Raw genomic sequence first — 15,428 nt, forward strand, 5'->3', positions numbered from 1 at the left:
CTATGAACTAACCTTTGCTATTTCTCTATTTATTTTTTTAGAGAAGCTTCATATTCTTTATACTCTTTATCTGTAGCCGGTACTTTAATTTCACCGTCTGTAATTTTCTTTTCAAATTCTTCTACTTTTGTTAAAATTTCAGGGTTAACTTTTTTCACGTTATCAGTTGTTTTTGAAATACCAATACCGTCATCTTTTAAGCCAAACGCTTCAATTTTTCCACCTTTTAACTTTCCATCTTTTGCTTCTTTAGCTACTTTTTCTACAGCTACATCAACGCGTTTTATCATTGAAGTTAATGTTACATTTTCAGGCATACCTTCTTGATGTTGGTCACGGTCAACACCGATTACCCAAACATTTTCACCTTTTTTCTTACGATTTTTCGCTTCAGTGAACACACCGTTACCTGTACCACCAGCAGCATGATAAATTACATCTACGCCTTGACCGTACATTGCTGAAGCAAGAACTGTGCCTTTTTCAGGCTTATCGAATGCTTCTGCATATTCAGATACGATTTCAATGTTTGGATTTACTGCCTTTGCACCAGCTTTAAATCCATTTTCAAATTTACTAATTAAATCACTCTTCATTCCACCAACAAATCCTACTTTATTCGATTTTGTTGACATAGCCGCTACCGCACCTACAAGGAATGATCCTTCATGATCTTTAAATGTAATGCTCGTTACGTTCGGTGCATCTACAACAGTATCTACGATTGCAAATTGTTGTTTTGAAGATTCTTTTGCAACTTCTTTAATTGCACCTTCTAATTTATAACCAATTCCGAAAGTTAAATCATATTTATCTTTTGAGAATTTTTTTAAATTCGGAATATAATCAGCTTCTTTTTCAGACTGAAGGTAACGATAATTTGTCTTTTCTTTTAAACCATTATCTTTACCAAACTTTTGTAACCCTTCCCAAGAAGATTGGTTAAATGATTTATCATCAACGCCCCCAACATCTGTTACGAGACCAACCTTGAAGTCTTTATTGTCTTTCGTGTCTTTCTTGTCACTGCTCGCCTTATCCGAGTTACCACATGCACCTAAAACTGTACTTGCTGCTAATGTTAATGATAATAAAAGGCCTGCTTTTTTCTTCATACTAGAAACCCCTCCAAAAATGATATATATTTATTTATTCTTACGCTGCTGTCCCTTACTTCTTGCTGTCACCTCCCTAAAAAGAAATTTACCTACATACGCTTTCTTAATACGTGGAAGCTAAACTTATCAGCTCTAAAGTAATTGATAGAATATAAGATTGGCTCATCATTTTGATCATAGTGCATTTGTTTTAATACAAGCAGTGCTGTTTCAGGCTCACATTCTAAAATCGGTGAGATTTTCGGATGATAGCCAATTGGCTCAATGTGAGCAACCGCATATGTTATGCGTTTATGCGTGTTATTATGTATCACCGTTAATAATGATTCCTCATTGTAACCCGATAAATCTGGCAATATTTCTTTTGCAAGTTTATCGATACAATACACAACAGGTTCCCCATCTGCTGTACGCACGCGTTCAATCATCACTGCATTAAAACCATCTTCACTATTAAACTTCTCTTTTTCCTCTTCTGTTAAAGTTGTAGTAGATGATGATAAAAAGATTGTTCCTGGTGTTTTCCCCACACTAGAAATCATATCTGTAATACTAGAAAGTTGTTCTATTCCAGAAGAAAATAATGGCTTTGCATTTACAAATGTCCCTACACCATGTCTACGAATGACAACATTTTCTTCTTCTAAAATACGCAACGCTTCCCTTAAAGTCGCTCTACTTACGCCAAGTTCTTTCGCTAAATCAAACTCTGATGGTAACTTTTGTCGTTCTTTATAAGCTCCATCTTTAATTTTTTCTTTGATGTGATCAATCACCCGTAAATATAGGTGACGACTATCGGATTTTACTGACATAAGACTCCCCCGCATTTCAATTATTCGACCTCTGATGTAAGACTTCTTTTCTCTTTTTTCAACTTACAACATAGTACAAATGACTAACTACTAAAAATAAGCGCAATTGTCGAATAAATAATAATAATTTTTTAAGATGAAATTTTCACTCTTTACTGTATAAAAAAAACTTTGCACCATAAACATTCCTCATTTCGAGAAAAAGTTCGGCACAAAGATCCTTTACATCCTTTGTTACACACTTTTCCCCTCATAGTCTAGCAATTCATGGTTGCCAGGTAGAAACTTATGGACCTTATCTCCAAGATTATATGAGGCAGTGATTCTTTTCGAAGTAATCTTACCATTTGCTCTCATACGTGTCAACAAAATCTAACATTTTTCTACATTAAATATCGAACATTTACAAAAAACACAATCAAAGTATTCGTATTCTAAAGAGTACCTCTAAATGTAAGCCCTTTCTTTACTGCTGAGTATAGTATATAACAAAAACACTATATAAAAAAGCCTAATTGTAAAAACAATTAGGCTTTTTTTAAGAACTTTTTTCTTGTACATCATTAATGAGCACTTCTCTTGGTTTACTACCTTCATATGGACCTACTACACCATTCATTTCCATTGCATCAATTAGACGAGCAGCTCGCGTATAACCTACTCTAAACCTACGTTGCAGCATAGAAACAGATGCTGTTTGCATTTCCACTACAAGTTGAACTGCTTCATCGTATAATTCATCTTCTACTTCCTGCTTTGTATCAGGAACATCTTGCGGAATCATATCTTCTTGATATTGCGCTTTTTGCTGTCCAATAACATATTCTACAACTCTCTCAACTTCATCATCTGATAAAAATGCACCTTGTACACGTACAGGTTTCGATGCACCAATTGGTATAAACAGCATATCTCCACGACCTAACAGCTTCTCTGCACCACCACCGTCAAGAATTGTGCGAGAATCCGTTTGAGAAGATACAGCGAATGCAATACGTGATGGAATATTCGCTTTAATAACACCTGTAATAACATCAACCGATGGACGCTGCGTCGCAATAATTAAATGAATACCAGCAGCACGAGCCATTTGCGCGAGACGCATAATCGCATCCTCTACATCAGACGAAGCAACCATCATTAAATCCGCTAACTCGTCCACAATGACTACAATATACGGTAATTCGGGTTGTTTCGCTTCTGATTGACTATTATGTTCTTTAATATGGTCATTATAACCTTCAATGTTACGCGTACCACTATGAGCAAATAATTCATAACGACGTTCCATCTCACTCACAACTTTTTTCAATGCTTGCGATGCTTTTTTCGGATCAGTTACAACTGGCGTTAACAAATGAGGTACACCGTTATATACATTTAACTCTACCATTTTCGGGTCAATCATCATTAATTTCACTTCATGTGGTTTTGCACGCATTAAAATACTAACAATAATACCGTTAATACATACACTTTTCCCGCTACCTGTCGCACCAGCTACGAGTAAATGGGGCATTTTATTTAAACGAGCTAATACAGCTTCACCTGTAATATCCCGTCCAAGACCAATTAACAACTTCTCTTCCGGATGATTATTAGCCTTAGAATCAAGAACTTCCCTCAGCGTTACCATCGAAACTTCTGAGTTCGGAACTTCGATCCCTACAGCTGATTTCCCGGGAATTGGCGCTTCAATACGAATGTCCTTTGCAGCTAAAGCAAGCGCTAAATCATCACTTAAACTGACAATTTTGCTTACCTTTACCCCCATATCAGGATACACTTCATATTTTGTAACTGCAGGACCTCTATGTACTTTTGTTACTTTCGCTTTCACACCGAAACTTTGGAATGTACGTTCTAATTTTCGAGCATTCTCATAAATTTCAGCATTTTCATTTGTAACTTGCTTATTCTTTGGAAATTTCAATATATCAAGTGAAGGAAGCTTGTAATCTTTATTTTCTACATTTGAAAATTGCATAGGAGGTGCTTGTGCTTCACTCTCTAACGATTCAACGATTTTTTCCCCACGCTTTTTCTTTGGTTCTTCAATTGGTGGAGTCTCTTCAATAGACGGCGAAGTTATCAAATCTTCTTGCTCTACTTCGATTCGTTTATCCTCTTCTTCATTTACAGGATAATTCTCAGTGAAATTTGAAATAATTGGCGGATCAATTTGAATTTCTTCCATCGGCTCAATAACTTCTTCTTGTTCTGCAACACGTTTGCTTCTTGTACTTCTTGTTGTTTTTTTCTTTTCTGTTTGTTCAGCCGTTCTTTTGGATCTCCAATCTTTATAATCCCCTTGCATCACTTGAAATTGACTTCTAAGAATTCTACCAACTGGAGCTAACACTTCTCCAATATGTTTATTTGTTATACAGAGTACCCCAAGAATAACTAAAATAATTCCAATGATATAGGCTCCTACTTCGTCGAATAAGAAGTAACATGTCGCGAACATAAGCGCACCAAACATACCACCGCCTAAATGAACGCTATCTGGCCCCTTTTTCATTTCAAGAAAGAAGTTATCTTTCGTACTCACAATCACAGAAGTATTTTGCACTGCTCCATCTTTTGTAAGAAGGTTAAATAATGTAATATGACTAAACATTAATATCGCCAATACAATTAAATAAAATCCAATTAACCGTTTATTTAAAAGGTTCGGCCATCCGCGTTTTATAACAAAGGAAATCGATAGAGCTATTACACCTAACACACCAATTATGTACCACTCACCAAAGAAGAAGCGAAAAAATAACACAAACGATTTCCCTACAACGCCTAGCTGCAAAATCGTAATGATTGAAAGTGCAAAAAGAGTTAAACCGACGATTTCATAATACAAAGTTGGCTTTATCGTACGTCTTGCCTTTGCCTTCGTCCCTCTTTGCTTTTGTTTTGCCATTTCTTCACCTCGTGTTCTACATATAAGTAAAGCTCCCTTAAAAACGCTCTACTTATATGTCTGTTTTCTCTATTTTTCAGGTCTTTATATCTTCTATTTTTACACTTCTTGTAAAATGCTAAATAAACAGAAGAAAGCAGCCTACTCATGGCTGCTCAACCGTCTTGTTTTTTATATTATACCATAGCTCCTAAACAAAATCCTTCTTTTTGCTAAAAGGTTATTTTCTGACCAGGCTCAAATTCTAAGTAGTGAAGTGGGTTCGTACTGAGCACACGTACAATAGAATAATACCCATGTTCCTCTTCAGAAACCATTAATTCTACACCATTTATATTTACAACTTTTTGACTTTCACATAGTGAATAATCGGCCGGATACACAAGTTGCTCTGGCATAATTGTATATAAAATCATTGTAGCATTGTCCCTTCTGCACTATCTTCCGCGCGAACATCTATTAATTCGTTTAATTTTCGAATCGCATTTCCAATACCACCAACATCATCTATAAGACCGTACTTTACTGCATCCCCACCAATTACATTCGTCCCAATATCTCGCGTTAAATTCCCTTTCGCAAACATAAGCTCTTTAAAACGATCTTCTGTTACTTTCGAGTGCTTCGTCACAAAACGAATGACTCTTTCCTGCATTTTATCCAAATACTCAAATGTTTGTGGCACACCTATGACAAGACCTGTTAAACGAATGGGATGAATTGTCATCGTTGCAGTTTCCGCAATAAACGAATAGTCAGTAGAAACGGCAATCGGTACACCTATGGAATGTCCCCCACCTAAAACTAAAGATACTGTTGGTTTTGAAAGTGAAGCTACCATTTCAGAAATTGCTAGCCCAGCTTCAACGTCACCTCCAACTGTATTTAATATTAAAAGCAAACCTTCAATTTTCGGATTTTGTTCAATCGCAACAATTTGCGGAATGATATGCTCATATTTTGTTGTTTTATTTTGCGGTGGTAATTGAACATGACCTTCCACTTGTCCAATAATCGTTAAACAATGAATACGTGATTCATTCATCTGTGGTACATTTGTCTGTCCAAGCTGTTGAATTTTTTCTACTATTGAAGCCTCTTTTCCAGCTTCTTTTGGCTCAGCTTCTTTTTCTTCATTTGTATATCGTTCACGTTCTGTCATTTCGCATCCCCTTTCACTCGTATATAACTATTATTTCTTAAGTTATAAATTTCATTCGATAGGGTTAAAAAGAAAAAAAGATCACCCATAAGGGTGATCTTTTTTATACTTCCATAATAATCGGTAAAATCATAGGTTTTCTCTTTGTCTCTTCGTACAAGAACTGTCCTAATAATTCACGAATATTTTGTTTTAACATTGACCATTCAATTGAATATTCTTTAATTGACTGCTCAACAATCATACGTACAATCTCTGTAGATCGTTCAATTAACGCTTCTGATTCACGAACATATACGAAACCACGTGAAATGATTTCTGGACCAGAGATAATTTTCTTTTCATCTTTACCAAGCGTTACAACAACTACTAATATCCCATCTTGAGATAGCATCTTTCTATCTCGAAGAACGATATTACCAACGTCACCTACACCTAGTCCATCAATTAAAACATTACCAGCTTGTACTTTACCAACTAAATTCGCTTCATCGTCACCAAAAGCAATTACATCGCCTTTTTCTACGATAAAGATATTTTCTCTTGTAATACCTACATCTTCAGCTAAATATGCATGTGCTTTTTGCATACGGAACTCACCATGTACGGGTACAAAGTACTTCGGTTTCATTAAATTCAACATTAATTTTAATTCTTCTTGGCTACCGTGACCTGAAACGTGAACTTTTCTTTCGCCGTAATAAACAACTTCAGCTCCAGCTCTAAATAACAAATCAATAATTTTTGATACAGATATTTCATTACCCGGAATTGGCGAAGCAGCAATGATAACAGTATCACCTTTACGAATTGAAATTTGTTTATGTGCTTGTTTTGCCATTCTAGATAGAGCAGCCATCGGTTCACCTTGACTACCTGTTGTTAAAATAGCTACCTTTTTCTCTGGGAAGTTGTCTACTTCTTGTAATGAAATAACCATACCTTCTGGAACATCTAAATAACCAAGACGTCTTGCAATGTCTACTACTTTCACCATACTACGTCCTACTACTGCTACTTTTCGCCCTGTTTCGGCTGCTGCATCAAATACTTGTTGAATACGATGTACATTCGATGCAAATGAAGCAACGATAATACGACCTTCTGCGCCGTAGAACACTTTAGAAATTTCTACACCAACTTCTTTTTCTGAACCTGTATACCCTGGACGCTCTGCATTTGTACTATCAGATAATAGGCAAAGTACACCTTCATTTCCGATTTGCGCCATTTTCCCAAGATCTGCTCCACTATTTCCAATTGGAGTTTGATCGAATTTAAAGTCTCCCGTATATACGACTGCACCTTTTGATGTATGGAAACAAACGCCAACAGAATCCGGAATACTATGTGTCGTTCCGAAGAATGACACTGTTGTAGTGTTAAACTCTACCGTTGAGTTTGAATCGATTGTTTTTAGGTCTACACGGCCTAACATGCCCGCCTCACCAAGTTTTTCTTGTATAAGCCCTACTGTTAATTTCGTTGCATAGACTGGAATAGATAATTTACGAAGTACATACACAATTCCACCAATATGATCTTCATGACCGTGAGTAATAAATAAACCCTTTACTCGCTCTTGATTTTCCACTAAATATGTAATATCAGGAATAACGATATCAATTCCAAACATTTCATCTCCCGGGAACATTAACCCCGCATCTACGATAAAGATTTCAGAATCAATTTCAACACAGTACATGTTTTTCCCGATTTCACCTACTCCACCAAGAGCAAATACTTTAACAGACTCATTCTCTTTTCTCTTCATGTTGTTGCCTGGTTTAAAAATCTTGCAAACACTGATTTCACTAAAATTGCAGAGACACCAGGGGAAACTCTACAACCACCATATTTTCACCGTCCAAGACGAATGTCCTTACCGTTATGCGATATCATGTCCTTGTTTATTTTTAAACCAGGTTTCACCTCTCTTTCATTATATAAATCAAATATCTTATTCGATATGATATGAAAATTTAATTAAATTATAATTTTTCCCAATTTTGCTAAGCATACCCGTACTAAGCTACTTAGCCATATTATACCTGATACAAGAAATAGAACACAAGTTAAATCGTGCGAAAGAAAAAGTAAAAGAAAGGAACAGCACTAAAAGTATATGGCTTATTTCCGCTGCTTTTATACTCCATGTTATTTGGAAAAAACTACCCTAAATACTTTAAATTACTTTCATTTGATGGATTTCCTAGATTTTTTTCTTGAATCGCACAAAAACACTTATAAAATGAAGCTTTTTTATAGATTACGTCATATTTGAGGCAATTCCTATAAAAACATAACCGAAAGTATTTTCTGTACCAGCAACTACTTTTCAACAAAATTAAAGATGTAAGATCCTTTTCTTATAAACATTGCATTACATGACAAAAAGCTATGAATTACAAAATCCCGCTAAAAATTTAATAAGGTTAAATTTTTAGCGGGATTTGACAGTCACTATCGAGAACAAGAGGTTGAAACAAAATTAACGAAAGGACCATATCATACTTTAGCCAGTAGAGAACGCGTAGCGTAATATACTCGTTTTCAACATAAAATGTTTTCTATATAGGGTCATATACAGACGAGAAAGGCGAGCCTAAAATCATTTTACAAAAGATTTACATTAAAACAGATTCAAACATTTTCATATCAATAAAAAAATGACCTAGTTCCACACTAGGTCATTTTTATTAACGAGGAATAGATTGCATTACAGATTGTAACGTTACTCTTTCTTCTTCTGTTAATGGAAGAAGTGGTAAACGTACAGAACCTACATCTAATCCAACCATTTGTAACGCTGTTTTTACTGGAGTTGGACTTGGCGCCATAAATAACGAATCAGTTACTCTTACAAGTAATTGATGTAATTTTTGCGCCTTCTTAAACTCTCCTGCTTGAAATGCTGTAATCATTTCTTGCATTTCGTTTCCGATGACATGAGATGCTACCGAAACGATACCTTTCGCTCCAACTGCCATAGCCGGTAACGTTAAACCGTCATCACCGCTGTATACCGCAAAGTCGTCCGCTGTTTTTTCAATGATTTCTGTCATTGTTAACACATCGCCGCCGGCATCTTTAATAGCAACTATGTTTTCTATTTCTGATAAACGAACAACTGTATCAACGGAGATTTGTACAATAGATCGTCCTGGAACGTTATATAGCATAACCGGAAGCGGCGTGCTTTCAGCAATTGCCTTAAAATGCTGATACATTCCTTCTTGACTCGGCTTGTTATAATACGGTGCTACTAGCATTACTGCATCCACACCAACTTCTGTTGCCTTTTTAGTCAAGTCAATAGAAGCATGCGTATTATTGCTACCTGTTCCAGCGATTACGGGCACTCTTTTATCGACAACAGATACGACATGGCGATATAACGCTACTTTCTCTTCTGAAGTTAATGTAGGAGATTCGCCTGTCGTTCCTCCTACCACGATTGCTGTTGTACCGTTATCAATTAAATAATTTACCAATTTCGTTGTCTTCGCAAAATCGATATTACCGTTTATATCAAACGGTGTTACCATCGCAGTTGCAATTGTCCCAAAATCTATCATGGTCTCACTCCTTATTGTTCCAGTTGCTTTTCTTTTGAAAGCTCAAACGCACTATGTAATGCATTTACAGCCTCCACTAAATCAGTTTCTTTTACAAGAACCCAAATTGTTGTATGACTATCTGCCGATTGCAGGATTTGAATACCTTTTTCTGCTAAAGCTGTAACGATTTTCGCAGTAACCCCTGGATATCCTGCCATTCCAGCTCCAACGATAGATACTTTCGCACAATGCTCTGTCACAATTGGCTCATATCCAAGGTTCTTTAATAATTTAACTGCATGACTTGATACATTATCACTCACCGTATATGCTACGCCAGTAGGTGAAATGTTAATTAAATCGACACTGATTCCTTCGTTCGCCATTTCTTTAAACACATGTTGCTGCAAATCATATGCCGTTTCTTTTGCAAGCACTTTAATTTGCGTTACGTTTGATACGTGGGCAATACCTGTAACAGGACGTTCTTCTACATCACGACCTCTTGTAGCACCGTCATATGCTGAAATAAGCGTACCTTCACTCTCAGAATACGTAGAACGTACACGAAGCGGTACTTTTGCATGCATCGCAATTTCAACTGCACGTGGATGAACGACTTTCGCACCTTGATAAGCCATGTTACAAATTTCGTTATACGTTACAGTTTGAAGATGACGTGCATCTTTTACAATACGAGGATCCGCAGTCATAACACCTTCTACATCAGTGAATATATCGATGTATTCAGCATGAAGCGCAACACCTAATGCTGAAGCTGAAGTATCGCTACCTCCGCGTCCAAGTGTTGTCGTATCACCTTTTTTCGTTTGCCCTTGGAATCCTGTAACGACGATTACATCTACATTTTCTAACTCTTCATGTATACGATCGCAATTCATTTCAATAATCTTTGCATTCGTAAAGTCATCATTCGTTACAAAACCAGCTTGTGCACCATTTAATGCTGCTGCTTTTATACCGTTCTCATTCAACATATTAGAGAAAACAATTGCAGAGATTAACTCTCCGCACGATAATAATAAATCTTGCTCACGTTTAGAAATAGTAGATTCCTCTTGATTTACAAGACTTAATAACGTATCCGTTGCATATGGTTCACCTTTACGACCCATAGCAGATACGACAGTAACTACTTTATAACCAGCAGCTAATGATTTTTTTATATGATGAAGCGCATGCTTACGTCCATTGTCATCACGTACTGATGTGCCACCAAATTTTTGAACAATTATTTTCATATTTTGCACCTTCTCTTAGCCGTTTACACTAATTGTAATTTTACTAAGCGCTCTGCAATTTGAACAGAATTCCACGCAGCGCCTTTTAATAAGTTATCAGATACGACCCAAAGATGGAATCCTTTATCGTTATTTAAATCTTTACGGATTCTTCCAACGAATACTTCGTTTTTACCTACTGCAGTAGCTGGCATTGGATATAACTGCTCTTCTGGATTATCTTGCAGAACAATACCTTCCGCATTTGCAAGTAAGCTCTTTAATTCTGCTACTGTTACGCCTTCTTTTTCTACTTCGATGTAAACAGACTCAGAGTGTCCTGATACAACTGGTAAACGTACACATGTTGCCGCTACTTCTAATTCAGGCATATGCATAATTTTTTTCGTTTCATTAATCATTTTCATTTCTTCAAACGTAAATCCATTATCTTGGAACTTATCAATCTGTGGAATCGCATTAAAAGCAATTTGGAAATGCTTCTTATCGCCTGATACAGGAAGAACATTTGCCTTAACTTCTTCGCCATTTAAGATTGCTTGTGATTGTTCATGAAGTTCTTCAATAGCTGCCGCACCAGCACCTGATACAGCTTGATATGTGGAAACGATTACTCGTTTTAAACCATATTGCTGACGAACTGGCTCAAGAGCTACTACCATTTGAATTGTAGAACAGTTTGGATTTGCAATAATACCATTATGTTCTTTTAAGTCGTTTTCATTTACTTCAGGTACAACAAGTGGCACGTTTTCTGTCATACGGAATGCACTTGTATTATCAACAACAATCGCACCGCGTTTTGCTGCTTCTGGCGCTAATTGTTTCGATACAGATCCACCAGCACTAAATAGTGCGATATCTACTCCTTCAAAGCTTTCAGGAGTTGCCTCTTGAACTGTAAATTCTTCGCCTTTAAATACAAGTTTCTTACCTGCAGATCGTTTAGATGAAAGTAACGTTAATTTCCCGATTGGAAATTCTCGTTTCTCTAAAGTATTTAACATTTGTTCACCAACTGCGCCGGTTGCTCCAACTACAGCGACATGAAAAGTTTTTTGCTTTTCCATCACTATGCCCCTTTCTAGATACCAATCCTTCTATAACTTAGAATCAGAAGGAGTATACAATACCCCTTCTAATCTTAATAACGTTAATTTTATCATATTCTACAGTAAGAATGATGGTTTCATCAAAAATTGTCCGTTTTTTTTCGTTTTTTAATTCATATATCTGAATTTTTCTACGACCACCGGTTGCAATTGCTTTCCTTGCAGCGCTTCTAATACTGTATCTTCCAGTAACTCCATACGAGCTACCATTGAGTTCGGTTTTTTCTCTGGCGCATCTTGACCAAATGGGACGAAGTAGATGTTTTTTGTGGCCATTAGGCGCATGAGATTTACCCCATTTAATCCTAAAGCATCATTCGTCGAAACTGCCAATACGACAGGCTTGCCATTTCTTAGCGTCGCTTTTGCTGCCATTAGTACTGGAGAATCTGTCATTGCATTTGCAAATTTACTCATAGAATTTCCTGTTAAAGGAGCGATTACCATGCAGTCTAATGGAATTTTAGGTCCAAGTGGCTCTGCTCCAACAATTGAATTAATTGCTTTAAAACCTGTTATTTCTTCAATTTTCTTAATCCACTCTGCTCCTTCTCCAAATCTAGTATTTGTTGATTGAACAGTGTATGAAACAACGGGACGTACTTCTGCCCCTTCAGCAATTAATTTTTCTAAGTGCGGCATAACTTCCTCATACGTACAATGTGAACCCGTAAATCCGAAACCAATTCGTTTCCCCTTCAAACTCATTTCTTTTCCTCCTCCTTTGCAATTGCATCTGCTGCTAATAACTGAGAAAGAACATTTGCTAAAATTTGCCCAGCCGTTTTGGGAGCAACAATACCTGGTAATCCAGGTGCTAGCAACGCTTTGACTCCTCTTTTTTCCGCATATCTAAAGTCAGTACCGCCTGGTTTAGAAGCTAAATCAATCACTAACGTATGAGCTGGCATTTTTGCAATAACATTCGCTGTTACAACGAGGTGCGGAATTGTATTGATTACAATATCGATATTTCCTACTTCTTTCTCTATGTCTTGCATATGAAAAGGAGAAAACATCATTTCTGTAATACGTGCAATATGTTCAGATCGTCTTGCTCCAACTTTGACATGGGCTCCTAATGATTGAAATGCTCTCGCAACACTCATTCCTGTTCTACCAAATCCTAGAACCATTACATTGGACCCATGAATTGTATAGTCGGTATGTTGAATTACCATCATTAATGTACCTTCTACAGTTGGAATAGAATTGTATATTGCCACATCATCACGATCAAATAATTTAACAAGTTTTCGGTTCGTAGTAGATACGAGATTTTCCAAGTAAGGTGTACCAATACCCGAATATATAGTAAAGTGTTCTGGTGTATTTTCAATTTGTTCTTTCGTTATTGAAACTTTTTCATTTGAAAAAATAGTATCTACTTCTCCTTTAGCATTTGTACCTGCAACCGGCAAAATAATTGCGTCTACAGAAGTGAAATCTAAATTTTGTATACTTTCTTTTGCTGCCCCTGTGAAACCATGATCTAACTGATCAAACCCTATCAAAGAAAGTTTCGCATCCAATTCAACTAGCTTACGAATTACTTCTAGCTGCCTTGCATCTCCTCCTATGACAGCAATATGCATCTCAGTCAACATTCCCTAATTCACCTTCTTTTTCTGTCATTTATAAGAAAAGTGCCTACTTTTTCTTTTTCCTCCACATCATATGTAATGTACGAGTTTATGGTGATTGAAAATCCAAATGCACATATGATTTATCAGGTTTCTATGTAGATACAAAAAAAGATGACCAAAATGGCCATCCTTCACTCCGAATTTGAACGATCTATACTATCACAAAGAAGCATATCATGTCCGACTTTCTTTATTTGACTCCATGCCACCCTTATTTCTTGTGGTTCCTTTTTAAAACCTCCCCACTTCCCTACAGGTATTATAAGTGTTTGTATTTGTCCGTCTTTCTCATTAATCTCTAAATCCATATAACCTAAGACTCCCATTTTTTCCGCTTTTTCTATATCTACAACCTCTTTACCACTTAATTCACTTAATCGCATACATACTCCACTCCCCCTACTTAATTTTTCATTTGTATTGTCTATAATTAGTACCTATTCTATATGTATAAAAAAAATAACCTTCTCTCATTTAAAAAGAGAGAAGGTTATTATCAGATACATCATAAAAATCGATTATAGTTTTATTCCTTTTGGAAGTTTTCCATCTGGACTAATAAGTGCCGCAGAGAATTCATCAGTAAACATGTTGCGAATTAATCCGTCCACATTTTCTTTTGTTACAGTGTTTACACTTTCAATAATCTCATCAAGTGAACGATGTTTACGAAGAAGCAATTCATTTTTACCGTTACGGCTCATACGGCTATTTGTACTTTCTAAACTTAACATTAAGTTTCCTTTTAATTGCTCTTTACTATTCATAAGCTCTTTTTCTGTAATACCTGTATTTTTCAATGTCTCTAATGTTTCTTGCATTGTTTCATACAGTGTATCTAATTGTTGGCTACCTGTTCCACCGTAAAGTGTTAACATGCCTGTATCTTCATAAGAAGAGTGGTAAGAAAATACCGAGTAAGCTAATCCACGTTGCTCACGTACTTCTTGGAATAAACGGCTACTCATGCTACCGCCTAAAACATTATTTAATACAATTAAGTTATAAATATCTTCGTGTCCCATTTGTAAGCCTTTATATCCTAGACATAAATGAGCTTGTTCCGTTTCCTTTTTACGGGCTACCTTATTGAAATGGAAAATTGGGCTATGTACTTGTTCACGGTTTGTTGTTCCTTCATAACTACCGAAATATTGCTCCACTGTTTGTAAAAATGCTTCATCAATATTTCCTGCAACTGATACAACTACATTTTCAGGTGTGTAATGATCTTTTATATATTGACGTAACGTATCACCTGTAAACGTATTAAGCGTTTCTTCTGTTCCTAAAATAGGATATCCAAGTGGATGCGTTTCATATGTTGCTTTCGTTAACATATCATGCACAATATCATCTGGCGCATCTTCGTACATTTTAATTTCTTCACATACGACATTCTTCTCTTTTTTCAGTTCTTCCTCATCAAATGTTGAATTAAAGAACATATCTGCTAAAACATCTAAAGCATATTTAGCATGCTCATCTAATACTTTTGCATAGTAACAAGTATATTCTTTTGAAGTAAATGCATTCACTTGACCACCAATGCTATCAAATGATTCTGCAATCTCTCGTGCACTACGTGTTTCTGTCCCTTTAAAGAACATATGCTCTAAAAAGTGAGAAATCCCATTATTTTTTTCATTTTCATTTCTTGATCCCGCATGGATCCAAATACCAATTGCAACCGATCTTACAGTTGGTATATTCTCCATAACTATTCTTACACCATTTTTACAAGTATATTTTTTAATCAAAAACTTTCCTCCTACTGCCAGTTTCTCTAAATAAAACGCTATTATTTAATGATAACAAGTTTAAGGATGAATG

The 15,428-nt window shown here is 36.1% G+C and carries 13 protein-coding genes and 1 riboswitch; all 13 genes read right to left on the bottom strand.

Translation table 11 applies throughout. The annotated features are described in order from the left end of the window. Positions 1-29 precede the first annotated feature (29 nt). Positions 30-1,115: a BMP family lipoprotein gene (locus tag AC241_RS18705; protein WP_000725769.1), complete on the bottom strand. Its 1,086-nt coding sequence runs from the start codon at positions 1,113-1,115 to the stop codon at positions 30-32. 92 nt (positions 1,116-1,207) lie between these two features. Then, entirely contained in the window at positions 1,208-1,933 is a 726-nt protein-coding gene (locus AC241_RS18710; RefSeq protein WP_000114182.1) for a GntR family transcriptional regulator, read from the bottom strand. Positions 1,934-2,166: 233 nt separating this feature from the next. Further along, positions 2,167-2,268: riboswitch (purine riboswitch) on the bottom strand. Positions 2,269-2,471: 203 nt separating this feature from the next. Then, the gene (locus tag AC241_RS18715) at positions 2,472-4,853 is read right to left on the bottom strand and encodes a DNA translocase FtsK (RefSeq protein WP_016080547.1); all 2,382 of its coding nucleotides are present in this window, start codon (positions 4,851-4,853) and stop codon (positions 2,472-2,474) included. Between the two features lie 212 nt (positions 4,854-5,065). Further along, complete coding sequence (locus tag AC241_RS18720; protein ID WP_016080546.1) at positions 5,066-5,269, bottom strand: YlzJ-like family protein; 204 nt, start codon at positions 5,267-5,269, stop codon at positions 5,066-5,068. After that, the gene (tepA, locus tag AC241_RS18725) at positions 5,266-6,015 is read right to left on the bottom strand and encodes a translocation-enhancing protein TepA (protein ID WP_016080545.1); all 750 of its coding nucleotides are present in this window, start codon (positions 6,013-6,015) and stop codon (positions 5,266-5,268) included. Before tepA ends, AC241_RS18720 begins: the two co-directional genes overlap by 4 nt. Positions 6,016-6,118: 103 nt before the next feature. After that, the gene (locus AC241_RS18730) at positions 6,119-7,789 is read right to left on the bottom strand and encodes a ribonuclease J (RefSeq protein ID WP_000823096.1); all 1,671 of its coding nucleotides are present in this window, start codon (positions 7,787-7,789) and stop codon (positions 6,119-6,121) included. Positions 7,790-8,714: 925 nt separating this feature from the next. Continuing rightward, positions 8,715-9,593: a 4-hydroxy-tetrahydrodipicolinate synthase gene (gene dapA, locus AC241_RS18735; protein ID WP_000564763.1), complete on the bottom strand. Its 879-nt coding sequence runs from the start codon at positions 9,591-9,593 to the stop codon at positions 8,715-8,717. 11 nt (positions 9,594-9,604) lie between these two features. Then, the gene (gene dapG, locus AC241_RS18740; protein ID WP_000692456.1) at positions 9,605-10,837 is read right to left on the bottom strand and encodes an aspartate kinase; all 1,233 of its coding nucleotides are present in this window, start codon (positions 10,835-10,837) and stop codon (positions 9,605-9,607) included. Positions 10,838-10,860: 23 nt separating this feature from the next. After that, positions 10,861-11,907, bottom strand: coding sequence for an aspartate-semialdehyde dehydrogenase (gene asd, locus AC241_RS18745; protein WP_016080543.1), 1,047 nt, complete (start codon positions 11,905-11,907; stop codon positions 10,861-10,863). 150 nt (positions 11,908-12,057) lie between these two features. Further along, positions 12,058-12,657 (bottom strand): dipicolinate synthase subunit B, encoded by a 600-nt coding sequence (gene dpaB, locus AC241_RS18750; RefSeq protein WP_000053596.1) that lies wholly within the window; start codon positions 12,655-12,657, stop codon positions 12,058-12,060. After that, positions 12,654-13,556, bottom strand: coding sequence for a dipicolinic acid synthetase subunit A (gene dpaA, locus AC241_RS18755; protein WP_000954735.1), 903 nt, complete (start codon positions 13,554-13,556; stop codon positions 12,654-12,656). The genes dpaB and dpaA overlap by 4 nt, the downstream gene beginning before the upstream one ends. Positions 13,557-13,726: 170 nt before the next feature. Then, on the bottom strand, positions 13,727-13,978 hold the full coding sequence (locus tag AC241_RS18760; protein ID WP_016080542.1) for a YlmC/YmxH family sporulation protein: 252 nt from the start codon (positions 13,976-13,978) through the stop codon (positions 13,727-13,729). A 135-nt stretch (positions 13,979-14,113) separates the two neighbouring features. Further along, positions 14,114-15,355: a M16 family metallopeptidase gene (locus tag AC241_RS18765; RefSeq protein WP_000593001.1), complete on the bottom strand. Its 1,242-nt coding sequence runs from the start codon at positions 15,353-15,355 to the stop codon at positions 14,114-14,116. Positions 15,356-15,428 lie beyond the last annotated feature (73 nt).

This window comes from Bacillus thuringiensis (genome assembly GCF_001182785.1).
Lineage (GTDB): Bacteria > Bacillota > Bacilli > Bacillales > Bacillaceae_G > Bacillus_A > Bacillus_A thuringiensis_S.